Origin of the sequence: Blautia sp. OM06-15AC (genome assembly GCF_003481425.1) — a bacterium.
GTDB lineage: Bacteria > Bacillota > Clostridia > Lachnospirales > Lachnospiraceae > Fusicatenibacter > Fusicatenibacter saccharivorans.
This window is the reverse complement of sequence record NZ_QULD01000001.1, coordinates 122,356-145,800: the sequence shown is the minus strand read 5'-3', so window position 1 is coordinate 145,800 and position 23,445 is coordinate 122,356. Positions and strand designations below refer to the sequence as shown.

19 protein-coding genes are annotated in these 23,445 nt (G+C 50.6%); 2 read left to right on the top strand and 17 right to left on the bottom strand.

Annotation, left to right across the window (positions count from 1 at the left end):
- Positions 1-35 precede the first annotated feature (35 nt).
- Both DXB83_RS00715 and DXB83_RS00710 read right to left on the bottom strand, forming a co-directional pair.
- A complete protein-coding gene (locus DXB83_RS00715; RefSeq protein WP_022462610.1) occupies positions 36-338 on the bottom strand; it encodes a Dabb family protein in 303 nt (100 codons plus the stop codon).
- Between the two features lie 69 nt (positions 339-407).
- Positions 408-1,223, bottom strand: a complete 816-nt coding sequence (locus DXB83_RS00710) for an RNA polymerase sigma factor region1.1 domain-containing protein (protein WP_118660203.1) — start codon at positions 1,221-1,223, stop codon at positions 408-410.
- Between the two features lie 72 nt (positions 1,224-1,295).
- Here DXB83_RS00710 and DXB83_RS00705 point away from each other — a divergent pair, with 72 nt between their 5' ends.
- The gene (locus tag DXB83_RS00705) at positions 1,296-1,925 is read left to right on the top strand and encodes an HdeD family acid-resistance protein (protein WP_022462612.1); all 630 of its coding nucleotides are present in this window, start codon (positions 1,296-1,298) and stop codon (positions 1,923-1,925) included.
- A gap of 110 nt (positions 1,926-2,035) precedes the next feature.
- Here the strand turns inward: DXB83_RS00705 and DXB83_RS00700 are convergent, their stop codons facing one another.
- From DXB83_RS00700 to DXB83_RS00690, 3 genes are all read right to left on the bottom strand, one after another.
- Positions 2,036-4,837, bottom strand: a complete 2,802-nt coding sequence (locus DXB83_RS00700) for a glycoside hydrolase family 3 protein (protein ID WP_118697178.1) — start codon at positions 4,835-4,837, stop codon at positions 2,036-2,038.
- A 175-nt stretch (positions 4,838-5,012) separates the two neighbouring features.
- Positions 5,013-6,371, bottom strand: coding sequence for a sodium-dependent transporter (locus tag DXB83_RS00695; protein WP_055226948.1), 1,359 nt, complete (start codon positions 6,369-6,371; stop codon positions 5,013-5,015).
- A 77-nt stretch (positions 6,372-6,448) separates the two neighbouring features.
- Entirely contained in the window at positions 6,449-7,306 is an 858-nt protein-coding gene (locus DXB83_RS00690; RefSeq protein ID WP_117509636.1) for an AraC family transcriptional regulator, read from the bottom strand.
- A gap of 111 nt (positions 7,307-7,417) precedes the next feature.
- Between DXB83_RS00690 and DXB83_RS00685 the strand changes: the two genes are divergently transcribed.
- Positions 7,418-8,722: a glycoside hydrolase family 27 protein gene (locus tag DXB83_RS00685; protein ID WP_118660201.1), complete on the top strand. Its 1,305-nt coding sequence runs from the start codon at positions 7,418-7,420 to the stop codon at positions 8,720-8,722.
- Between the two features lie 88 nt (positions 8,723-8,810).
- On the opposite strand, the gene sigE is transcribed toward DXB83_RS00685, so the two are convergent.
- The 12 genes from sigE to rsmH form a co-directional block, all read right to left on the bottom strand.
- Positions 8,811-9,509, bottom strand: coding sequence for an RNA polymerase sporulation sigma factor SigE (sigE, locus tag DXB83_RS00680; protein ID WP_330377007.1), 699 nt, complete (start codon positions 9,507-9,509; stop codon positions 8,811-8,813).
- Between the two features lie 42 nt (positions 9,510-9,551).
- Positions 9,552-10,415, bottom strand: coding sequence for a sigma-E processing peptidase SpoIIGA (locus DXB83_RS00675; RefSeq protein ID WP_158554986.1), 864 nt, complete (start codon positions 10,413-10,415; stop codon positions 9,552-9,554).
- A gap of 189 nt (positions 10,416-10,604) precedes the next feature.
- On the bottom strand, positions 10,605-11,786 hold the full coding sequence (gene ftsZ / locus DXB83_RS00670; protein ID WP_055219889.1) for a cell division protein FtsZ: 1,182 nt from the start codon (positions 11,784-11,786) through the stop codon (positions 10,605-10,607).
- Positions 11,787-11,971: 185 nt separating this feature from the next.
- A complete protein-coding gene (locus tag DXB83_RS00665) occupies positions 11,972-12,919 on the bottom strand; it encodes a cell division protein FtsQ/DivIB (RefSeq protein ID WP_117760483.1) in 948 nt (315 codons plus the stop codon).
- Complete coding sequence (gene murA, locus DXB83_RS00660) at positions 12,916-14,181, bottom strand: UDP-N-acetylglucosamine 1-carboxyvinyltransferase (protein ID WP_117804198.1); 1,266 nt, start codon at positions 14,179-14,181, stop codon at positions 12,916-12,918. The genes DXB83_RS00665 and murA overlap by 4 nt, the downstream gene beginning before the upstream one ends.
- Positions 14,182-14,265: 84 nt before the next feature.
- Entirely contained in the window at positions 14,266-15,348 is a 1,083-nt protein-coding gene (locus DXB83_RS00655) for an FtsW/RodA/SpoVE family cell cycle protein (protein ID WP_118660199.1), read from the bottom strand.
- A 64-nt stretch (positions 15,349-15,412) separates the two neighbouring features.
- The gene (murD, locus tag DXB83_RS00650) at positions 15,413-16,780 is read right to left on the bottom strand and encodes a UDP-N-acetylmuramoyl-L-alanine--D-glutamate ligase (protein WP_055226952.1); all 1,368 of its coding nucleotides are present in this window, start codon (positions 16,778-16,780) and stop codon (positions 15,413-15,415) included.
- 19 nt (positions 16,781-16,799) lie between these two features.
- The gene (gene mraY / locus DXB83_RS00645) at positions 16,800-17,756 is read right to left on the bottom strand and encodes a phospho-N-acetylmuramoyl-pentapeptide-transferase (RefSeq protein WP_055226954.1); all 957 of its coding nucleotides are present in this window, start codon (positions 17,754-17,756) and stop codon (positions 16,800-16,802) included.
- Between the two features lie 240 nt (positions 17,757-17,996).
- Complete coding sequence (locus DXB83_RS00640; RefSeq protein WP_118640307.1) at positions 17,997-19,730, bottom strand: peptidoglycan D,D-transpeptidase FtsI family protein; 1,734 nt, start codon at positions 19,728-19,730, stop codon at positions 17,997-17,999.
- A gap of 82 nt (positions 19,731-19,812) precedes the next feature.
- Positions 19,813-21,867 carry a peptidoglycan D,D-transpeptidase FtsI family protein gene (locus DXB83_RS00635; protein WP_117760486.1) on the bottom strand — a complete coding sequence of 685 codons (2,055 nt, stop codon included), beginning with the start codon at positions 21,865-21,867 and terminating at the stop codon, positions 19,813-19,815.
- 74 nt (positions 21,868-21,941) lie between these two features.
- Complete coding sequence (locus tag DXB83_RS00630) at positions 21,942-22,451, bottom strand: hypothetical protein (protein WP_022461068.1); 510 nt, start codon at positions 22,449-22,451, stop codon at positions 21,942-21,944.
- 29 nt (positions 22,452-22,480) lie between these two features.
- Positions 22,481-23,419 carry a 16S rRNA (cytosine(1402)-N(4))-methyltransferase RsmH gene (gene rsmH, locus DXB83_RS00625; protein WP_022461069.1) on the bottom strand — a complete coding sequence of 313 codons (939 nt, stop codon included), beginning with the start codon at positions 23,417-23,419 and terminating at the stop codon, positions 22,481-22,483.
- Positions 23,420-23,445 lie beyond the last annotated feature (26 nt).

Sequence of the window (23,445 nt, the reverse complement as noted above, 5' to 3'; positions counted from 1 at the left end):
TTACACGGGCAACGAGCTAAAGTCCGTGCTTGTTTTTACTCTTCGTAATCGAGTGCCGCACGCTCCGTTGTGTACGGACGTACATAGGTGTCTGCTACTTTTACGTGCTCTGGATGTTTTGCATATACAGCTACATCCTCTGCTTTTTCCAGGGTTGTGACAAGTGCCATATCATGGGTGGAAGATGCAAGCGGTGCTTCTACAAAGTCAACCGTCAACAGTCCCGGCACTTTGCCGACCAGGCTTTTCAGGTTCTCTGCCATCGCTTTTTTCAGCTCCGGTTTCTTTGCATCCTCTACTTCCGGTTTGAATTTCCACATAACAATATGATGTACCATTGTATTTTTCTCCTTTGCTTTTGTTTTATTGCCAATTCACACAGTTTCTGTGCAAATACCAGCCTTTTGTTACGGCTCTTCGCCTGCAATCCGCAGAATATCCTCAATCTCTTCCACGGACATGTCAAGATACGCGGAAAGCTCTGCCACACTGAAATCCATGTCATCGCCGTCGGAGAGTTCCTCGATGGCGTCTTTTAAGCGGTTTACTTTATTGACTACAGTATTGTCCTTGTGTTTCTGAACTCTGTGTTCTTCCATGAAATCGCTGATCGTCTCACGCACAGCCGCATCAATCGCCTGCTCCGCCGTCTCAGCTTTTACAACGGACTCCAGCGCTACTAAAAGTCCGACATTTCCCTCCTGCACCAGATCCATCAGGAAGAAATCGCGGGTGTGCATTTCTTTTGCGGTCTCAATAACTTTCGGAAGCCAGAGCTGCACGAGCATGCTCTTTGCAAGGGAATCGCCCTCTGCCGCTTTCCGGTAAAGCTCTGCCGTTTCTTCCTCCGACGGTGTTTCTGTCTCCGGCAGTTCGTCAAGATACTGCTGTAAGGCACGCAGCTCCTCCTCGGAAAACTCCGGTTTTTTCTTTTCTTTTTCGGTCTCCTCCGGCACGACGCCCGGCTCATAATCTGCCACATCGACCTGCTCCATCGTCAGATATTCGCAGACAAAAGTGACTTTCTGCTCATCCAGTGCAAAGTCTTCAAAAAAGTCTCTGACTTCTTTCATCGTTACTTTATTTTCATGGTCTCTGGCGTAGGACAGCAATTCGGAGAGCTTCTCCTGGAACTTTTTCTGTTCGTCCTGCATCTTTTTTACCCTCTCTTTCTTCCGTTTCACGATTCCATTTCTTCGTACATTTTTTTTCAATTTGTCCATTGCTTTTTCTGCTTTGAAAAGCTACTATAAAAGCAAACGAAAAACCACATTCAAGTGGAAAGGAGAATCCTTATGAAACAATTTTTTCAGGATGTGAAAAACAGTTTCCTGCTTTCAGCCGCTGTCTCTATTATACTAGGTATCGTGCTGATCGTCTACCCCGTAAAAACGAGTTTGCTGATCTGTTATATCGCTGGAGCACTGCTCCTGTTTGGCGGCGTTGTTGCGTTGATCCGCTACATTGCAAGCCGCGGCGAGCCGTTTTTCTTCCGCTACGATCTGTTCGTTGCCCTGGTACTGATTCTGTTCGGCTGCTTCGTTATCTTTGAAAGTGACCTTGTAATCGCATTCATCCCGGTTGTCATCGGTATCATCCTTCTGGCAAACGGACTGCTCAGCATTCAGAAGGCGTTCAACCTCAAAAAAACAGGGCTGGAAAAATGGTGGCTTGAGTTCCTGCTGGCTCTTTTAACCAGCGTTCTCGGCATCATCATCTGTACCAATCCGTTTGATGCCGTTGCAACCACAAACATTTTCATCGGTATCTGCCTTGTCTACAGCGGCATTTCCGATCTTGTCACCACCTACTACATGGGCCGCGCAAAACGCCGGATCAAAAACGTCATCCAGACAGAGATCAACCAGCAGAAAATCCTGCACGATGACAATGTGATTGATGTGGATGAGGACGAGCTTCACTAAAAAACAGCTTCTTCCATAAAAATCTTCTTTCATACGAAAAACCGGAACCCGGCACCGCTTTCAAACAGCGGCTCCCGGGTTCCGGTTTTTCTCTGTATTTCTTTTTTTATTTATTCCTCGTGTTTGCTCAGTACTTCCATGCCTTCTCTTAACTTCAGGCGGATCTTTCCAAGCTCCAGACCATTTGCGCCGAAGTACAGCTTCAGGTAGTGGTTCGGGCCGAAGAAGAAGCCAAGGTCTCTCGTCTCTTTGATCCACTCACCTTTTGTTCCGCGGATGCTGACCATAGTTTTTACGATATTGTCGATGTACACGGTTACCGGCAGCTGTGCGAGGTCTTCCAGATCGGATTTCATCTCGATTTCGATATCGTACGTTCCCATCTTGTCAGCCAGAATCGTAACACCGCATACTTCACTGTTTCCTTTTTTCGTGTTCCATGCGGATGCGTCAATCACAACATCTCCCGTTGCCGGATCTGCCTCGTATGTTACAAGATCTGCTGCAACGAAATCGTTGTCGCCCATCTGCTCCTGTGCTTCTTTCTCTTCCTCGCTGATGCGGTCCAGGAACCGTAAGATGCTTGGAGTTCCAAGGATGAAATGCAGGACATTCATCGCATTTCTCTGCAGGTCGCCTCTTGTGATCTCGCCGTTTTCCAGTGCCTCTTTCACATCGTCCTGTCCCATATCGGAGCAGTCGGTGCATACCATGAAGACATCGTTTCCGGCAGATACCATCGGTGCATGGGTTGTTTTGGTTGCTTCATATCCCTCACGGTTTGACATTGCCCACCAGTCAGTCATAACGAAGCCGTCGTAGTTCCACTCGCCGCGCAGAATCGTGGTCAGAAGATCGTAATTTCCTGCAGTCCAGATGCCGTTGACCGGTCCGTAAGTGCTCATGATGGATCTTGCGCCGCCTTCTTTGACTGCGATTTCATATCCCTTCAGATAGATTTCACGCAGGGCACGCTCGGAAACAACGGCGTCCACATGATGTCGGTTGGACTCCTGGTTATTTGCACAGAAATGTTTGATGGTTCCGGTTACATCGGATTTTTCCATACCAAGAATCTGTACGGCACTGATCCATCCGGTCAGGTACGGATCCTCGGAGATATACTCAAAGTTACGGCCGTTCAGCGGGTTTCTGTGAATATTCATACCAGGTCCGAGCAAGGCATCGACACGGTTCTGTCTCATCTCGCGTCCTGCCATCTCGTACAGATCTTCTACCAGCGGAAGGTCAAACGTACAGCCAAGCAGGGTTCCGTTCGGCATGGAGAAGGCTCTCGTTCCGCAGTCAAAGCGGAGTCCGGACGGGCCGTCGGTACAGCAGGCTGCCGGAATACCGAATTCCTGCAGTTCCGGTGTCAGGCCGCCGAATGCTGCTGCGGTTCCCGGAGTAACCTTCGGGCTGCACATGCCCTCGCCGCGGAAGATGCAGATCAGATCTTCATCGGAAAGCTGTGCCACGAACTCTTCCATCGTTACTTTCTTATCCAGGACATCACCGAGCTTGTAGCCTTTGTCACCGGTATAGGTGATCGGCTCCATGCGGTTTTCTTTCATGCGCTCGATCGGATCTACGGTGCGCAGAGGAGCTGCCTCATATCCCGGTTTTAACGTTCCGTCTTCGCCCGGAACAGCTTTCATGCGCTCAAATGCTTCTACCGGAGCCATAGCCTCGGTCAGGATCTCAACCACTTTGAACGGCTGCTCGTATGCACCGGCAAAGGCTGCGCTTCTGACATCGCTTCCGACGTAGAACTCATAACTGCCCTCTTCGAGTACGTAGCAGGATTTGTGGCCGGTTGCACCGCTGTCATCGTAGGATGCAAAGCTCTCTTTGGTCACATCGATCGTCAGCGTCTCTTTTGCGCCTGGTGCAAGAACACCGGTCTTTGCAAAACCGACGAGTGCGCGGGATGGTTTTCCAAGAACACCCTGCGGAGCTTTTACATAAACCTGAACAACCTCTTTACCATCCGTTTTGCCGGTATTTTCAACGGTTGCCGTCACGGTTACATTGTCAACATCTTTCTCTTCTGCCTCTGCGGTCACGGCAAATGTCGTATAGGAAAGACCAAAACCGAACGGATACAATACTTTCTCTTTTGCAAAGGTCTCAAAGTAGCGGTATCCGACGTAGATATCCTCTTTGTACTCATTGCGGGTCAGATCGCCGAAGCAGCTTTGGGACGGATAGTCCTCGATATTCTCTGCAATCGTGTCGGTCAGCTTACCGCACGGATTGACTCTTCCCATCAGTACATCGGCAACACCGTTTCCGCCTTCCTGACCACCCTGCCATACATAGAGAACAGCTGCCGGATTGCACTCTTTCACCCATTTCATGTCGATAATGTTTCCGACGTTCAGCACAACGATTGTTCTTGCAAATGCTTTGCTGACTTTTTCTACCATCTCTTTTTCAGTATCGGTTAAGAGATAGCTGCCTGCCTCATTTTTGTTGTCCTGATCCTCACCTGCGGTACGGCCTACAACAACGATGGCTGCATCGGCGCCTTTTGCACTCTCCACGATCTCGTCGGTCAGCTCCATCTCTTTTTGGGACCACGGCACCTTGCCCCAGCCCTGTCCTTCGTCGTACGGATTTTTCTCGATCCATTTTTCGTATGTTCCAAGAAGATTCTCGTCGAGTGTAATGTCTTTTTCTTCTTTTAAGGCATCCAGAATACCGACAACGTATTTCGTATTGACAAGACCGCCGGAGCCAAGTCCGCTCTTATAATAGTGGAATGCAATTCTTCCGAAAACAGCCACTTTGTCTCCTTTTCGAAGCGGGAGTGCCTCATTTTCGTTTTTCAGAAGTACACAGCCTTCTGCCGCTGCCTGACGGGCCAGTGCTGCATATTTGTTGAAATCCAGTGGTGTAAATTTTCCCATTTTGTTCCCCTTTCTCCTGTATCCTTTCTGATCCGACAAGTGCCGGGACACCTGATACTTCCGGGTCCCGGCACCTGTTCTGGTCTCTTGTCTTTTATTATCTCGTATTCCTGGCTTTTTTTCCAGTTCTTTTCTTATCTTTTTTTCGTCTGATATTGACCTTTTTGTTCCTGTCTTATCCGATCAGTCCCTGGACAATTAATACCAGAAGCAGCAACGGCAGAATATAAGAAAGATAAACCCGTACCCAGTCCGGCACTTTCAGGCCCCCGCCCTTATTTGCCTCTGCCTGGTAGTTTTTGAAGCCCCAGCCCCATTTTGAAGTACAGAACAGAAGGTAAATCAGAGAGCCGACCGGCAGCAGAAGGTTGCTGACGATAAAGTCCTCAAGATCAAGAACGGTGCTTCCTGCGCCGAGCGGCTGGAATCCGGACCACACATTGTAGCCGAGTGCACACGGCAGGGATCCTAAGATCACCAGAATGCAGTTGATGATGGCTGACTGTTTTCTGGAAACGCCGAAAATCTCAGAAAAACAGCACATGATATTCTCAAATACAGCGATGATGGTAGACAGCGCCGCAAAGAACAGGAACAGGAAGAAGAAGCTTCCGAAAATCCGTCCGCCCTTCATCGAGGTGAAAATGTGCGGCAGCGTCATAAAGATCAGCTTCGGGCCGCTGTCCGGCTGTACGTTGTAGGAGAAGCACGCCGGGAAAATGATGAGGCCTGCGGTAATCGCTACAAACGTATCGAGCGCTGCAATGCTGACTGCCTCGCCGAGCAGGGATTTTCCGCCGTTTAAGTAGCTGCCGAAAATCAGCATCGCGCCGATACCAAGGCTCAGCGTAAAAAATGCCTGGCTCATCGCGTTTGTGATAATGTGGAACAGTCCCACCTGTTCGATCTGCTGCATATCCGGCACCAGATAGAATTTCAGTCCCTCTTTGGCACCCGGCATCGTAAAGCTGTAAACCGCAAGGAAAATCATGATGACCATCAACACGATCATCATCACCTTTGTAACACGCTCCACGCCGTTCTGCAGACCCACCGAACAGATCAGAAAGCCTGCAATTGTAATAATCAGCATGGTAATGACAAGAATCGACGGAGATGAAAGCATCTCGTTGAATTTTCCGGTTACGGCGTCGCCTGTCAGGCCGCTGAATTTTCCGATTAAAAAGCTGTAGAAATAGTACAGCATCCAGCCTGCAACGACGGTGTAGAACATCATCAGCAGATAGTTTCCGATGAGGGCAACGTATCCGTGGATATGCCACTTCTGCCCTTTCTTTTCCAGTTCCCCATACGCGCGCACGGTACTCTTTTTGCTTCCTCTTCCGATGGCAAGCTCCATCGACAGAATCGGAACTCCCATGATGGCAAGGAACAGCAGGTAAAACAGCACGAAAATGCCGCCTCCGTTGTTTCCTACCATATACGGAAATTTCCATACATTTCCGATGCCGATGGCACATCCTGCCGAAAGCAGAAGAAAGCCAAGGCGCGATTGGAATGTTTCTCGTTCCATTTCTTTTTGTTCCTCCCTTTTTTCTTCCATACTCCCGGAATTTCTCCGCAAGTACATCTTCGTACAAAACCAAGACTTCAGACAGCACCGTTCTGCCGTTCTTTCCGGTATGCCGACGGCGAGATTCCCATATGGTGACGGAATACTTTTCCAAAATAGTTTCCACTGGAAAATCCGGTTTCTGCTGCAATCTCTTCCACACTCTTTCCGGTATTCAAGAGCAGCGTCATCGCTTTGCGAATTCTCGCTTCCTGAAGATACTGCATGGGAGAAACGCCTGTTTCCTCCCGGAAGCATCTCGTAAAATGGGCAAAGGAAACCCGGCTCTGTTCTGCCAGCTGTTCAATCCCCTGCACAGATGCGCAGTCGGTATCCATCTGCCGTATCGCTTCCCGAACAAAAAAATGTGTCTGCTTCCGCTCCGGACGCTGTACCTCCCGCAGAAGAGAACAAAAAAACTGATACAAAAACACACCGCATTCATACGGTTCCGACCGGTAACCGTTTTTCAGTTTTCGATGCATCTGCAGTGCAGTCCGAATTGGCTCGCTATCTGCATCCGCATAAAAAACATCTCCTGTTTTTTCAAACAGTCGTTCTGCCGCATAGGACACTGCACTTCCACGAAAATGAAAATACAGAAAAATCCATGGTTCTTCGGATTCCGGATGCAGATAATATCTGCTATTCTCCGGAATCTGACACAAAAATCCTCTCCCGGGACGCATTTCATACGTTTTTCCGTTTTTTTCAAACCATCCTGTTCCCGAAAGCGTATACTGCATCAGCCATCCGGAATATGTTCCGCGGTCTGTATTATGAAATGCATACGGTTCCTTCCATCTCTTTTCCACCCCGCCGTCCAGCAGCAAAAACGGAGCGTTCGGCCAGTGATCCAGATCCAGGATTCCATATACTCCGATCAGATCTTCCATCAAAAAATTACCTCTTTTATCCGGTTTGTCTTCTTGTTTTGCACTATGTCCTTTATTATACTTTTCTTATCAGAAAAAAACAAGCATTGCTTTAGAAAGGAGTTTTTTCTTATGCATCTGACAAACAAAAATACATGTGCACCAACCCCACCGATGGGCTGGAACAGCTACGATTACTATGATACAACCGTGGACGAGGCTGCGGTAAAGGCAAATGCCAACTATATGGCAAAGCACTTAAAAGCATATGGCTGGGAGTATATTGTAGTGGATATCCAGTGGTATGCAAAAAAGGCCGGTTCCATGCGCGACCGGTATCAGTATATTCCATTCTCTGAACTGGAAATGGACGAATACTCCCGTCTGCTGCCGGATCCCGAACGTTTTCCATCTTCTGCAGACGGTTCCGGCTTTAAACCACTTGCCGACTATGTACACAGTCTGGGGCTGAAATTCGGAATTCACATCATGCGCGGTATTCCGCGAATCGCTGCACATCATCACGGAAAGATCAAGAACAGTTCTCTTGGTGCTGAACACGTTGCCGATCCTACGGTCATCTGCGGCTGGAATCCGGATATGTACGGTGTACGCGATCTTCCGGAAGGACAGCTTTACTATGATTCCCTGCTGGAGCTCTACGCTTCCTGGGGTGTTGATTACATTAAATGCGATGATATCTGTAATACCAACATGCACAAAAATCCGTTTGCAGCTGCGCATGAGATCGAGATGCTCTCGAATGCCATCCAAAAATGCGGACGGCCGATCGTCCTCTCTCTGTCTCCGGGACCTGCGCTCATAGAGAAAGCATGGTTCTATGAAAAGCACGCGAATCTCTGGCGCATCACCGATGATTTCTGGGACAACTGGGCACAGTTAAAGGATATGTTCCAGCGTTGCGAGCTCTGGCAGAGCCACGTCTCTGCCGGCTGTTATCCGGACTGTGATATGCTGCCGCTTGGCGAACTCGGAAAAGGTTTTGCTACAGAACATCATACGTATTTTACCCCGGATGAGCAGAAAACGATGATGACACTCTGGTGTCTCTTCGGCTCTCCACTGATGCTCGGTGCCGAAATGACGCTTCTCGATGACGATACACTGGCACTTCTTACGAACACGGATATTCTCGCGATGCTGCCTCCGTCCGTTCGTCCGCATCAGATCACGCGTACAGACAATGAAGCTGTGTGGTATGCAAAGGATGACACAACCGGAACAACCTACGTTGCACTTTTTAATCTTTCGGATGCACCGCAGACGGTTTCTTCCACACTTGCCGATGCAGACTGCCCACTGGAGTCTGTTGCGGCGAAAGAACTCTGGAGCGGTAAAGCACTTTCTTTAAACGGCGGTTTTTCTGCTTCTCTTGCTCCGCACGCCTGCAGCGTATGCCGTTTTGAAACACGATAAAACGATCATTTCTTAAAACAAGCAGCAAATCATGTCCTGCCCGGGACCAAAACAATGGTTTTTCCTCCGGGCAGGGCATTTTTATGCTCTATTCATACCGCGCAATCTCTTTCCGCAGCCGCTTCATAATCCGTTTTTCCAGCCGCGAGATATACGACTGGGAAATCCCGAGAAGATCCGCGACTTCTTTCTGCGTTTTCTCCCGCCCCTCTGGCATATTGATGCCAAACCGGAGTTTCACGATCACCTGCTCCCGCTCAGAGAGCTTGCTGATTGCGCTTCCCAGCACGCGATGTTCCGCCTCCTGCTCGAGCCCCTGATAGATCACATCCTCCTCCGTTCCGAGGATATCCGACAAAAGAAGCTCATTTCCATCCCAGTCTACATTGAGCGGCTCATCGATCGAGACCTCCATCCGTGTCTTGTTATTTCTCCGCAGATACATCAGAATCTCGTTCTCAATGCACCGGGACGCGTACGTGGCAAGCTTGATCTTTTTTTCCGGATTGAACGTGTTAATTGCCTTGATGAGGCCGATGGTTCCAATCGAAATCAGATCCTCCACACCAACTCCTGTATTATCAAATTTCTGTGCAATGTAGACGACGAGACGCAAGTTGTGTTCGATCAGCTCGCTCCTTGCCGTCTCGTTTTCCGGATCGGAAAGCCCCGCAATCGCATCGGCCTCCTCCTGTCCTTCCAAAGGCGCCGGGAGAACATCTGTGCCCCCGATATAAAAAATTTCCCCTGTCTGACGAAATACAGCCGGCACGGACCGCGGCAGCATACGAAGCCGGAATCCGTTTGGCAGTGCAGCCTGCAGCATACTTCATTCCTCCTGTCCTTCCATGAGATCTGGATGCAAAATTATTTCATAGCCCCTGGGAGATGAACTATTTTCTCCGCCAAGCGCAATCAGCGGTCCGCTTATGTGCCTGGCTGTATGTTCTGTCACAAGAATCATTTCCGAGATCCGGATCACCGGCAGAAAGCCCCGGCCTTCCAGTCCGCGAAACGGTATGTAACGGGGCTGCAGCGCAAGAAGCCGTTCCGGCTCCGGCACCGTCTCGTGCCTTGCAAGCGCCGCAATCCCTGTCCGCATTTCGTCCGGGAACAATTCGAGTATCACAGTGTACGGTACGACCGAGACCGGCTTTTTGGTTGTGGCATCCCGCAAAGTATTGCCCGTGTCGTACAGTCCTTTTACTTTTTTCCATTTCCCATTCTGCACAAGCTGTACCGTAACCTGCCTGGCGTGTTCCAGGAGCATCTCCTTTCGGATCTTCAGCAGGAGGAGTGTTCCCGCATATGCGGCACTCCCGGAAAGAAGAAAAAGAAAAATTCCCCTTCCCGGCATCAGCTCCCGGAACAGGCGGTATGCACTGCCGATCAGAAAACCGGACAGTATATAGCCTGCCATTCCCACCACAAGATCCCGTACTGTCGTGATTCTGCAGCCAGATTTCACCATCCCTGTTGTAATTCCGATTCCGACCAGGGCGAGCAGCGCACCCGGCAGATACCGTGCAAACACGGCATACAGCACCGCATAACCGGCGCCGAGCGCGGCTGCCGCAAAACTCCTTCTTCGCGTGGCAGATCGTTTCAGAAGAAAGGAGGAAAGGCGCAGAATAGTATAATTCAGCAGAAGATTCTCTGCAAAGAGAAGATCCAGAAAGATCTCATAGTGCAAAAAAACACCCCCTGCGCCTTTTGCATGGTCTGAATTTCTAACAGACCCTATTATAGACGGAAGGGGGTGAATTTTTTGTCGTTTTCGGAAGAATGACCTTCTTTTTTGATCAACAAACTTCGACACGCCGCAACATTTTCGGTCTGCGGCGTGTCGAGGTAAATTCGTTATTTGCTTATTATTCTTTGCTTATCTGCGGTTTCTTAAGAAATCCGGGATCTGGATGTCCTTTTTCGGAACATTGCTTGTCATGGTCTGCTGAGCCTGTACCTGCGGCTGCACCTGAACCTGTGGCTGCGGCTGTACCGGAGCGGAAGCTTTCGGAGCAGTGTGTACCGGAGCGGCTGCCTGTGCAGAGAAGCTGCTGCTGGAAAATGCGCTCTTTCTTGCATCTGCCGGCTCTTTGCGGGATACGCTTGCCTGTTTCGCCGTTGCATCGTTGAGACCTGTTGCGATAACGGTGATCTTCGCTGTATCGGTAACAGAATCATCATACATAGCACCGAAGATGATGTTTGCATCCTCTCCAGCCAGATTCTGTACGTAACTTGCAGCATCGTTTGCATCCATAAGGGAGATATCTCCGGAAATGTTGATGATAACGTGGCTTGCACCCTCGATGGTGGTCTCAAGCAGCGGACTGGAAACAGCCTGCTGTACAGCCTCGAGCGCTTTGTCGTCGCCCTTTGCCTCGCCGATACCGATGTGGGCGATACCCTTGTCGGTCATAACGGTCTGAACATCTGCGAAGTCGAGGTTGATGAGTGCCGGCAGGTTGATCAGGTCTGTGATGCCCTGTACGGCCTGCTGCAGAACCTCGTCTGCTTTCTTTAATGCCTCCGGCATGGTTGTCCGGCGGTCTACGATTTCAAGAAGTTTGTCGTTCGGGATCACGATCAGGGTATCTACGTTTTCCTCGAGTTTTTCGATTCCCATCAGCGCATTGCTCATACGGGTTCTTGCCTCGAATTTGAACGGTTTTGTTACAACGCCGACAGTCAGAATGCCCATTTCTTTTGCAACGCCTGCTACAACCGGTGCTGCACCTGTTCCGGTTCCGCCGCCCATACCGCAGGTGACGAATACCATATCAGCGCCTTCCATGATCTGTTTGAGCTCTTCGATGCTCTCCTCGGCTGCTTTCTCTCCAACCTCAGGTTTTGCTCCTGCGCCCAGTCCCTTGGTCAGCTTCTCGCCGATCTGGAGAATGGTAGGTGCCTTACAGAGGGTCAGCGCCTGTTTATCGGTGTTGATTCCAACGAATTCAACGCCGCCGATGGATTCCTCCACCATTCTATTTACAGCATTATTTCCTGCACCACCTACACCGATTACGATAATCTTTGCAGATGATTCTGCCTCATTTGTCATGATCTCTAACAATTTCAACTTCCTCCTTTTGATTATGAACTGCTGTCTATCTCAAAATAGTCTGATATTCTGATGGTCATACATAAAGATATAATATAATTTCTTCGGAAAATAATCAACTGTTTTTTTCGTATTTCATAAAAAATTCAGGATTATTGCGTTTTTTTGACGGCTTTCCTTTCCTCTTATACATCTTTCGAGAAGACAAAGCTGCTGTCGCCGTCCTTGTAATCCTCCATATGGAGTTCTCCGGAAAGACCGGAAAGGCTCGGCAGGATTGCTGCTACGCGCGTCATCTTTTCTTCTAACGCCGTATCGGTTCCAAGCAGAATCCGCACGGTATCATAGTAATGCAGAATAATTTCGCTGTTCTCATTAAATTCCACACTGTCCGGCGTGATATTGTATTTCTCCGTCATTCTCGTAAGTGCGAGCATGGTGCGGAAAACTGCCGGTTTTTCAACCGGGAGCTGCTTGTTCACGGTCACATAGTCAAACGTAAGTCCTGTTACAAGCGGAACATCGGAAAGGGTCGGCTGAAAGTCTGTCGTTGTCACACGTGCACTTTTAATCGTATCCGCCGAGAGCGCACCGTCGGACGTACTGCTTTCGGATGCTGTGCCATCGGATGATACGCTTTCGGATGCAAGCGACTCACTCGTAAGAGATCCATCCGCACTCGTTCCATCGGAGGCGGTTCCGTCGGAAGGCTCACCCTCCGCAGGTGTTTCCTGCTCCTCGTCCACGCACTCCAGCACGATGCCGTTCTTGTCAAAATAGACCTTCTGGCCTTCGTACTCGACATAACCGACCACTTTTTTCTCATTTACCTGGATGCAGATGGTGTCATAGCTTACAAACGTAAACTCCACGGAGTTCATAAAAGGAATATCGCTCATATCAACCTTCGAATGAAACGTCGTAAGAAGCACCGTGTTTTTCATCCACTTGTCGTCCGCGACCATCTCTTTGATTTCATCTTTTGTATACCGGGTGTTCCCCGCCACCTGGATATTGCGGATTTTGAACACATTAAAAAACAAGGCACCTGCAAGGCCGACGCCAAGCACCACCCCGGTCAGAATCCGTATTTTTCTGTTTTTCTTCTTTTTTCTGTTTTTTTTCTGTCTCATATTTCTTTTTCTACGATAATCTTGGCTCCGAGTTCCCGGAGCGTTTCTGGAAACCGTTCATACCCCCGCTCAATCAGTTCTGTCTGCCGGATTGTGGAAAATCCTTCTGCGGCAAGCGCCGCCGATACGAGTGCCGCGCCGCCCCGAAGATCCTGGGAAACAACTTCTGCACCGTGCAGACGGCTTTTTTCGGCCGTCAGCCATTTTCCGCAGATCTGCAGCGTACCGCCCATTTTCTGCAGCTCCTCTGCCGTCCGGAGGCGGTCCTCAAATACATTTTCACAGATACAGCTCTTTCCTTCCAGCGTCATCGCTGCCGCCAGATACAGCGACTGCAGATCCGTCGGAAAACCGGGATATTCCTCTGTCTCCACGTACGGAACAGCATGCTGCACGTTTTTGCTGTCTGCTACCAGTGTACCACTCTTCCTTGTATATTGTCCACCTATTTTCTGATAGAGGGACAGAACCGCCCCCATTTCGTCCAGCGGCGCGCCGGAAAGCGTCAGGTGCCCCCGCGTCGCCGCGCCCATCAGAAGATACGTCCCTGCCGCGATCCGGTCACCCGGAACACGATACCGGCAGCCGGACAGCAGTCTCTTTCCCTGCCTTCCGTAAACGGTAATCTGCTCCGTCCCCTCGCCGGTAATCTCCGCTCCCATAGCCTTAAGAAACCGGCAGAGATGAACCACTTCCGGCTCCCGCGCACAGTGCTCCAGCCTTGTTGCACCTTCCGCTCCGACAGCAAAAAGAACCGCATTTTCCGTCGCCCCGACACTCTTTTTCGGAAAGCAGAGCACGGCTCCTTTCGGATGATCTGCCTTTGCCCGAATGGTGCCGTCCTCCTCGAAGACCTCGGCTCCCAGAAGCTCCATTGCCCTCTGATGCAGGTCCGTCGGCCGCTTTCCGATCCGGCAGCCGCCGGCCCCTGCAAGGTATGCCTCCCCTGTCCTTGCAAGAAGACTTCCCAGAAACAAAAGAGAGGCGCGCAGTCTCTTCGAAAGCGCTCCCTCCACACGGCTTTTTTCGATCTTTTCACAGTTCAGGTGGAGCGCATTCCTCTCCCACCAGACTGTTCCGCCAAGGCTTCTTACAATCTCCGCCATATCCTCCACATCGGAAATCTTCGGGCAGCCTTCCAGCACGACCTCCTCTTTTGTCAGAACCGCCGCCGCGATCATGGGAAGAACGGCATTTTTGGAACCCTGGACTGTTACCGTTCCGCAAAGCCGCCTTCCGCCGAGAATCTGATATACTCCCACCTGTTCTCTCCCATCCGGCCTCTCTTTTTACGGTATGCATTACACTCCCGTTTTGTTCCCGTTCTGCAGCGCTTTTCCGCCTTTTTAATCGGTGTCCCTCGAGACCGACAGGGCAAGCCCCATCTCGCCGAGCAGAAACAGCACGGAGGTGCCGCCGTAACTGATAAAAGGCAGCGTAATGCCGGTATTCGGAATCGTATTTGTCACAACCGCGATGTTCAGGATCACCTGAAGCGCAATATGCCCCATAATTCCGCCCGCAATCAGTGCTCCGCCAAGATCCCGCGCATGGATCGAAATAACCATCAAGCGCCAGATCAGCACCGCAAACACGGCGATCACCAGGCAGGCGCCGAACAGTCCGCCCTCCTCACAGATAATCGAAAAGATCATATCATTCTGCGCTTCCGGCACAAAGCCAAGCTTCTGCAGGCCTTTTCCAAGCCCGCAGCCAAAGATTCTCCCGCTGCCGATCGCATAGAGTCCCTGAATGGTCTGGAACCCCTTCTCGTACGCCTCCGGGTTGCGCCAGATGGCAAGGCGTTCGAGGCGGTAGCTCTCCATCATCAGAAAAACGGCAATAAACCCGATGCCGGTGCCTCCGATTCCGAGAAACGGCAGGTAGCCCGGATGTGAAATAAAGATCAGAAATGCACAGATTCCGAGCAAAATAATCGCCGTACTTAAGTTATTGCTTCCGACAAGCGCTGCAATCGGCAGGGTGCACAGCACCGCCTTTGTCATAAACCAGAGACTGTCGGGCCGGCCTTTCGTGTGCTCCATCACCCAGGGCAGGAAGAGAATCACCGCCATCTTGGCAAATTCCGAGGGCTGGAACGATAAGGGGCCAAGCTTTAACCACCGCTTCGAGCCGTTGTACTCACTTCCGAAAAAGAGCACCGCCGTCGAGAGCGCAAGGGAAGCCGCATAAAACCACGGTGCCAGTGCAAACAGCCGCCGGTAATCTATTTTTGCAACCGCATACATACCGATCACACCGAGCGCACTTGCAAAGAGCTGCTTCTTGAAATAATAAGCCGGGTCATGGAATCTGACCCGGCCGTTATACGCGCTGGCGCTGTACAGAATCACAAGGCCAAGGCCAAGCAGAATCCATACCGTCACCAGCAGCGTCCCATCTATTTTTTTCTCTTTTTCCTTCCGCATCCGCGCCACACCCGCCGTTCGCTCTTTTTCAGCTTATGCGGGATAGTTTCCTGATATGACGTTTTTACAGTGCTCTTACGTACTCCTTAAACAGCTCACCGCGCTGCTCATAGCTCTTAAACTGATCCCAGCTTGCGCAGGCCGGGGAAAGAAGAACCGCATCCCCTGCATTTGCCTTGTCGTGGCAGATCTGTACGGCTTCTTTTAAGTTGTCTGCCATGATAATGTCGTTGAATCCGACGTTTCTTGCCGCTTTTGCGATCTTCTCTTTCGTATCTCCGATCAAAACCAGGAAACGTACCTTTCCATCGAATGCCTGAATCCACTCTTCGTAGGTGGACTGCTTGTCGTAGCCGCCGCCGATCAGCAGAGTCGGGCGGTTCATCGCCTGGATGCCTTTGATGGCCGCATCCGGATTCGTTCCCTTGGAATCGTTGTAATATGCCACGCCGTCCTTCTCGCAGACATACTCGATGCGGTGCTCTACCCCTGCAAACTCCTGAATGACTTTGCGGACAGTTTCCATCGGCACGCCTGCATGAAGTGCCATCGCAGAAGCAACCATGACGTTTTCAAAATTATGTAGGCCGAGCAGTTTTAAGTCGTCGGTTCTGGTCAGAAGCTCCGTCTCGCCGTTCTTTGCAATGCGGATTTCGCCGTCCTGATAATAGATGCCGTCCTTTAACGCACGCAGACTCGAGAAGTACATCACCTGTACTTTCTTCTCTGCCATCAGTTTCTCGCCGAACGGGCGCAGGATTTCGTCCTCATAATTCAGCACACAGAGATCATCCATCGTCTGATTTTCGGTGATACACTCTTTCACGCGGATATACTCTTCCATCGTGTGATGGCGGTTCAGATGATCCTCGGTAATGTTTGTGATCGCACTTGCCGCCGGATGGAACTCTTTGATGGTTTCCAGCTGGAAGCTGCTGATCTCGGCAACCGTTACGGTATCATCTGTCGTGTCGAGTGCCGCGGATGTGTACGGGGTTCCGATGTTTCCGACCACTTTTACTTCCGGCTGATATGCTTTCATGATCTCGCCGAGCAGCGATGTTGTGGTGGTCTTTCCGTTAGTACCGGTAATCGCAAGCACTTTTCCGCGGCTTACCTGATACGCCAGCTCCACTTCACCGATGACCGGGATCTCTTTTTCTTTCATTTTAAGGACAACCGGCAGATCCGTCGGAACGCCCGGGCTTAAAACGACAAGATCAAGGCTGTCGAGCATCTCCTCCGGGAGCTCGCCTAAGACAACTTCCACGCTGTCACGGCTCTCTAATTTTTTTAAGATTTCTTCTTTTTCGAGTTTGTCATTTCCATCGTAAAGAACGACAGAAGCACCTTTCTTGTGCAGCAGCTCCTCCGCTGCAATTCCACTCTTTCCGGTTCCGAAAACCAGTACTTTTTTTCCTGCGAAAATCATGTTTGATTACCTCCATATTTTAAAGCCCCATCAATGCGATCAGGCATAGTATCGCTGTGATTGTAGCAAACACCGTCACAATCTGTGTCTCCGACCAGCCCATCAGCTCGAAATGGTGATGGATCGGCGTCATCTTGAAGATCCGTTTTCCCTTCGTCAGTTTGAAGAATGACACCTGCAGGATCACAGAGAGAATCTCCATCATATAAATGAATCCCACAAGCGGCAGAAATAAGGGGAGACGTAAGAAACACGCCATTCCCGAGACGAAACCGCCGAGTGCCAGACTTCCGGTATCGCCCATAAAGACGCGGGCAGGAAATACATTGAATACCAGAAACCCCAGCAGACTCCCGATAACCGCAAGCGGGGACGGGGAAACACCGTTTCCGAGGCCGATCGATGCCACGGAAAAGAAAACAGCATTTAAAATCGTCACACTCGCCGCCAGTCCGTCAAGGCCGTCGGTAAAGTTGACACCGTTGACCGTTCCAAGAATCACAAAGGCGAGAAACGGAATCGTAAAAATCCCTGCGTCCAGCTCTTTGCCTGGAAGGAACGGAATGCGCATCCGGAGGGAAATTCCGGAAAAACGCGCCAAATACCACAGAAAGACTGCTGTAATCACTGCCTGCAGTGCCATTTTCTGCTTCGGGTACAGCCCGTCGCTGCGGTGCAGCACGACTTTCAGATAGTCATCGAGAAAGCCGATCAGGCCAAAACCAAGCGTCAGAAACAGCACCGGAACCACTTCCGCTCCCTCTTTCCGGAAAAGGAGGGAAACTGCGGTAAACGCCGCCAGAAACATCACGCCGCCCATCGTCGGGGTTCCCGCTTTTTTCTGGTGGCTCGGCACACCCTCTTCCCGCTCCTTCTGCCCCGCTTTGACTTTTCGCAGAAACGGGATCAGAACCGGCCCCAGCGCCAGGCTGATGCCAAAGGAAAGAAGAACCGGCAGGATCATTTCTCTTTTCATAGACGCACCTCTTCCTTTTTGTACGGATTGTGTACGGAACAGGCATGTCAAAATATTTTCTCCAGCCTATTCAGTATATAGCTTTTTGTTCTGTTTCGCAACCTTCTTTTATAATCCAAGTTACGGTTCGCTCAGCAGTGAAACACTTGCTGTTTCGCTGCGTAAGAAAGTGATTCAGGTGTGAGCAGCCCTCCTTTTGCGAAGCAAAACTTTAAATGAGGGCTGCGAAGGACACAATTCTCAGGTTTCCTGAGAATTGTGTCCAATACCGAGATACGGAAGTACATTGGAAAAGATATCGCGGATCACCGGCGCGCAGATCGTTCCGCCGTAGTAGACGCCCTGCGGATTGCGGATAATGCAAAGCCCCAGCACCGTCGGATGCTCCGCCGGGGTGAAGCCGAGGAATGAGGAAATATAGCGGTTGGCGCTCCGCGGAAGTGTCTGCGAAGTTGCCGTCTTTCCGCCGATGGAATATCCCTCGAGGTACGCATTCTTTCCAGACCCTTCTGAAACGACGCTTTCCAGAATTTCGCGCACCGTCCTGGAAGTTTCTTCCGAAAGAACCCCTTCTTTTTCCGGAAAATTCAGATGCTTTACAACATTTCCTTCTTCATCGAGCACATCCGTTGCGACATGCGGCGTCACCATTTTTCCGCCGTTGACGAGCGCAGAGACCGTCGCCGCCAGGCGGATCGGCGTGATCTGGAAGGACTGGCCGAATGCCATCGTCGCAAGCTCAACCTCTCCGATGTTTTCCTCCTTGTGCATAATCGTCGATGCCTCGCCCGGCAGATCGATCCCCGTCTTTTCCATCAGGCCGAAATTCCGGAAGTAATCACAGAACTTTTCCACACCGAGCCGCAGCCCCACTTCAATGAACACCGGGTTGCACGAGTTCTGCGCGCCCTGCACGAAGTTTTCGGCTCCGTGTCCCGTCCGCTTGTGGCAGTGGATCCGGCGGTCCTCCACGATTTTGTAGCCGGGACAGAAAAACGAATCGTTCGGCGACACAACGCCCTCCGAAAGTCCCGCCGACATCGTGATGATCTTAAAGGTAGATCCCGGCTCGTACGTATCGTTGATGCAGGCATTCCGCCACATCTGGTTCAGCAGATCCTGAATTTCTTTTTCCGAAAGTCCCGTTGTATCCTGCTGCAGCGTGAACGGATCGTTGAGGTCGAACTCCGGCACATTGACACAGGCATAGATTTCTCCGTTCTGCGGATTCATAAGAAGAATCGAGACGCTGTCCGCCTGTTTTTCTGCCATCGCCTTTTCCGCTGCCTGCTGGCAGTACGCCTGGATATTGACATCCAGGCTGACCTTTAAGTCCCTTCCCGCCACCGGCTCCTGGCGGCTCTCCCCGATGCCGTTCTGCTCAATCCCGCGCGCATCCGTTGTCGTCAGGATTTTTCCGTTGATTCCTTTTAAAATTTCCTCATATTCCACTTCCAGTCCGATGATGCCCTGATTATCGCCTCCGGTGAAGCCGATAACGCGCGACGCCAGCTTCCCTTTGGGGTAATACCGCTTGAAATCCTCATCCACTTTTACCCCCGCGTATCCGTACGACCGGATGGTATCACCCGTCTCCTTGTCCACATTCGTCTTGACACGCTCGATTGAAGACCGCTTCTCCACGCGTTTCCGCGCCGTCTCCTCCGAAATTCCAAGCTCTTTTACCAGCATCGCAATCACCGCCTCCGGCTCCTCAATCTGGCTGTGGATCACGGAAATCGTACAGACCGTGCGGTTTGCCGCGAGAACTTCCCCGTTTGCATCAAGAATCCGGCCGCGCGCCGCCTTGATCCCGCGCTCCCGCTCGTGCAGATCATCCGCCTTCTCGGAATAATAGACGGACCGGAACACACACAGATACACCAGCCGCCCGGCAAGTCCGACCATCATTCCCATGCAGAGTACCCACAGAAGAACCGTCTTTTTCCGGTGATACGTTTTGTTTTTACGCATAGAATACCCCATAGCCGAATCCATTATGATAACACTATATGGAAACTGCTATGGGGTTATGTCTTTTGTTTTTTATGTTTTTTTACTCTTCATTGATGAGATCCAGCTCGGCGTTTGTCAGACCGCCGTTCTCGATATTGCTGTTTTCAGCACTGTTTTCCGTATCGTCTTCCTGTACCGGTGCCGCTACGTTTGGATCATCCGTTCCGGTCTCGGAGCCTTCGCCCGTCACACCGTCCGTATCATCCGGGAATACGTTCAAATACGGCAGCAGTTCTGTGTAGATCTCTTTTACGATCTCCTGTGCCAGCACACTGTTCGCCTGATTTTCTACATCCGGCTCGTCCACAATCGCGTAAACAACAGCTTTCGGGTTTTCTACCGGTGCAAATCCGATAAAGGAAACGAGATATTTTCCATTGCCTCGCGGATACTTCTGTGCAGTACCTGTTTTTCCTCCCATCGTGTAACCGGCAACCTTTGCACTCTGGCCGCTTCCATCGGTCACGACTCCCTGGAGGAAACTTCTCATTTTATCGCTGATTTCCGCGGAAACCGTCTGACGCACCAGATTCGGCTCATTGCTCTCAACAACAGCTCCTGTGCTGTCCGTGATCGTCTTCATCACATGCGGCTGGTAATAATTGCCTCCGTTGATCAGAGAGGAAAACGCAGCTGCCTGCTGTACCATCGTCACGGTATAGCCCTGTCCGAATGTACTCGTTGCAAGCTCGGTCGGTCCCATGGTATCCTCCGTGTGAACCAGGCCGTACGCCTCACCCGGCAGGTCAATTCCTGTCAGACTGCCGAAACCGAAAATATCCTGATAGCGGAGAAATTCCGCTGCTCCCATCTTCTGTCCGATCTGCATCATACCAGCGTTGCAGGAGTTTTTCAGTACATCGGCCGGTGTCTGTACGCCATGTGTTCCCGGATAAGCTCCGCAGCGGATCATCTGCCCTGCAATCGTCTCAAACCCCTCACAGTCAAACAGGGTATCATCATCGATTACATCGAGGGAATATGCCGCCGCCACGTTCATCGGTTTTGCCGTGGAACCTGGCTCATATGCATCGGAAATACAGTAGTTTTTCCAGATGGCACTCAAAGCCTCCATTGTCTCGTTATCGTTCATCGCATCAATTTCTTCCTTCGAATAGAACGGTGTCAGATCTCTTGGATTGTTCAGGTCATACCAGTCGGAAGAATCCATACCAAGAATCTCTCCATTGTTCGGATCCATCACGACAACGCCGATATTCTTTGCCGCTTTTGTCTGACGGTTCGTCTCAGTGTCCGATTCGTCCGCGCCGTTCTGGACATGAATCCGCTCATTGTAATTCTCGATCGCCGTGCGGATGATCTTCTGAATATTTACATCAATCGTCGTAACCACGTTTTTGCCCGGCTGCGCCTCGATGATCGTCTGTTCCATATCCGCATCTTCGTTGTAATAGCCGAACTGGCGGCCATTCACGCCATTTAAGATACTGGAATAATACCCTTCGATTCCCCAGTCTGCCGTGTCTCCTGAATACGTAAAGCCGATCAGATCGCAGGCAAGTGAATTTAACGGATACGTTCTGTGGTAGGATTCCTCGAACCAGACGCCGCGGATGTTGGCACGGTATGCTTTTTCCGCCTGCTCGTTCTCATCGAGCTCCTTGTTCTTTTTGTCCGCGTACTCGTCCACATAGGCCTCAAACGCTTTTTTCGCGTCCATCGAGACCTCTCTGGCGAGAACCTGGTACTGGCTTTCTTTTGTCGTTTCGCCGGTCAGACGATCCCGGATATCCGTCTCGTCGAGTCCGAAGTATTCAACCAGTGCTGCTACGGTCGGATCGACGTACGGATGGGTATCGTTCTTTTCTTCATCTTTTACCGTCGTATTGGCAAGTTTACAGTCGAGAATAACGTTGTAAACCTTCTCACTCGTTGCCAGAATCGTTCCGTTCCGGTCGGTGATACTTCCCCGCTGGAATGGAATTGTCCTGCTGTCGTAGGACTGCTGCGTCTGGCTTAAAACCTGTCTTTCGTATTTTTCTCCCTTTGTGGCATTCACATACGTAATGTCAATCGCTAAAGCAACAAAAACCAGCATCACTCCCAAAAAGAGTGCTACCAGTTTTCTGCTCATACGCCCACTTGTCTTCCGTCTCCGGAATGCCCCGCTTCGTTTTTTATTTTTTTTCTGTTTACTCACGTTTTCACCTATTTCGCATCCGGAACATCCTGATACTGTCTCACATAGCTGTTTTCTGAATCATCGAAATAAATTACCTGGGACTCATCTGCATATTTCATGCCGAGCCGGTTCTGTGCTGCTTCTTTGACTGCCTCAAGATCTTCGGAGGCAACCGTTGTATTGTAATAGGCGTCATTGTCCGCCTTCAGATCGCTCAATTCTTTTTCTTTGCTGGTAATGTCTTCCGCCTGCGTGGTAACCACGGTCTGCAACTTGACATACGCAACACACGCCGCGATACACAGTGTGCAGACAATGGCAAGAAAAACAGCGTAGCCCGCGCTGATCTGTGTCGCCCGTGCCCGGTTTCTTCTTGTCTGGCTGCTCACACCCGATTTCAGAGGCCGTGCTTCTTTTGGTGCTTCCTGCGGCTGTGCTGCAAGACGCCGTACCGCACTTCCGTCCTCAAACGTATCTGGCGTATAACGTTTCGTTCTATCTGTCGAATTTACCCTTCCATCTGCCCGTCTGGCCATAACTTCTCTGTCTCCTTCGTGCCGAGCCGTCACACTTTTCGTTCAAAGACGCGCAGTTTTGCGCTCTTGGAACGGGGATTTGTTTCCATTTCCTCTTCTCCCGGCAAGATCGGTTTCCGAGTTACTACGGTTCCCTTGGACTTCTTTCCGCATACACAGACCGGAAATTCCGGCGGACACGTACATGGATGCTCGTTTTTTCTGAAAATGTTTTTTACGATACGGTCTTCCAGAGAATGAAAGGTGATGACACAAAGTCTTCCACCGTCATTTAAGAGATCAATCATGCCGTCCAGTGACTCCGACAGAACGGTAAGTTCCTGGTTCACTTCGATACGGATTGCCTGAAAGGTTCTCTTGGCCGGATGGCCGCCCGTCGCCCTTATTTTTGCCGGAATCGAGCGCTTGATGATTTCGATTAACTCCCCAGTTGTTCGAATCGGCGCCTGCTGCCGGCTTACGCATATATTGTGTGCAATTTTTCTTGCAAAACGCTCTTCTCCATATTCATGGAGAATACGCGAAAGATTCTCTTCACTGTAATCGTTCACGACTTCGTACGCGGAAAGAGCATTTCTCTGATCCATCCGCATATCCAGCGGAACATCCTCACGGTATGTGAATCCACGCTCTGCATTATCCAGCTGATAGGATGAAACTCCAAGATCCAGCAGGATTCCGTCTACCCCGGTGACTCCGATTTCGGCAAGACGCGGAACCATATCGCAATAATTGCTGCGGATAATCGTGACCTGGTTCTGAAATGGTTCCAGGCGTTTACCCGCAGCAGCTATCGCAGCTTCGTCCTGATCTATGCCTATTAATCTCCCCGTGGCAGATAAGCGCTCACATATATGACTGGAATGTCCAGCGCCTCCCAACGTCCCGTCCACGTAGATTCCGTCCGGTTTTATCTTAAGGTTTTCAATGGTTTCATTCAGTAATACTGATGTATGCGAAAATTCCATGGTCATCTCCTGTATCCCAACGAAAC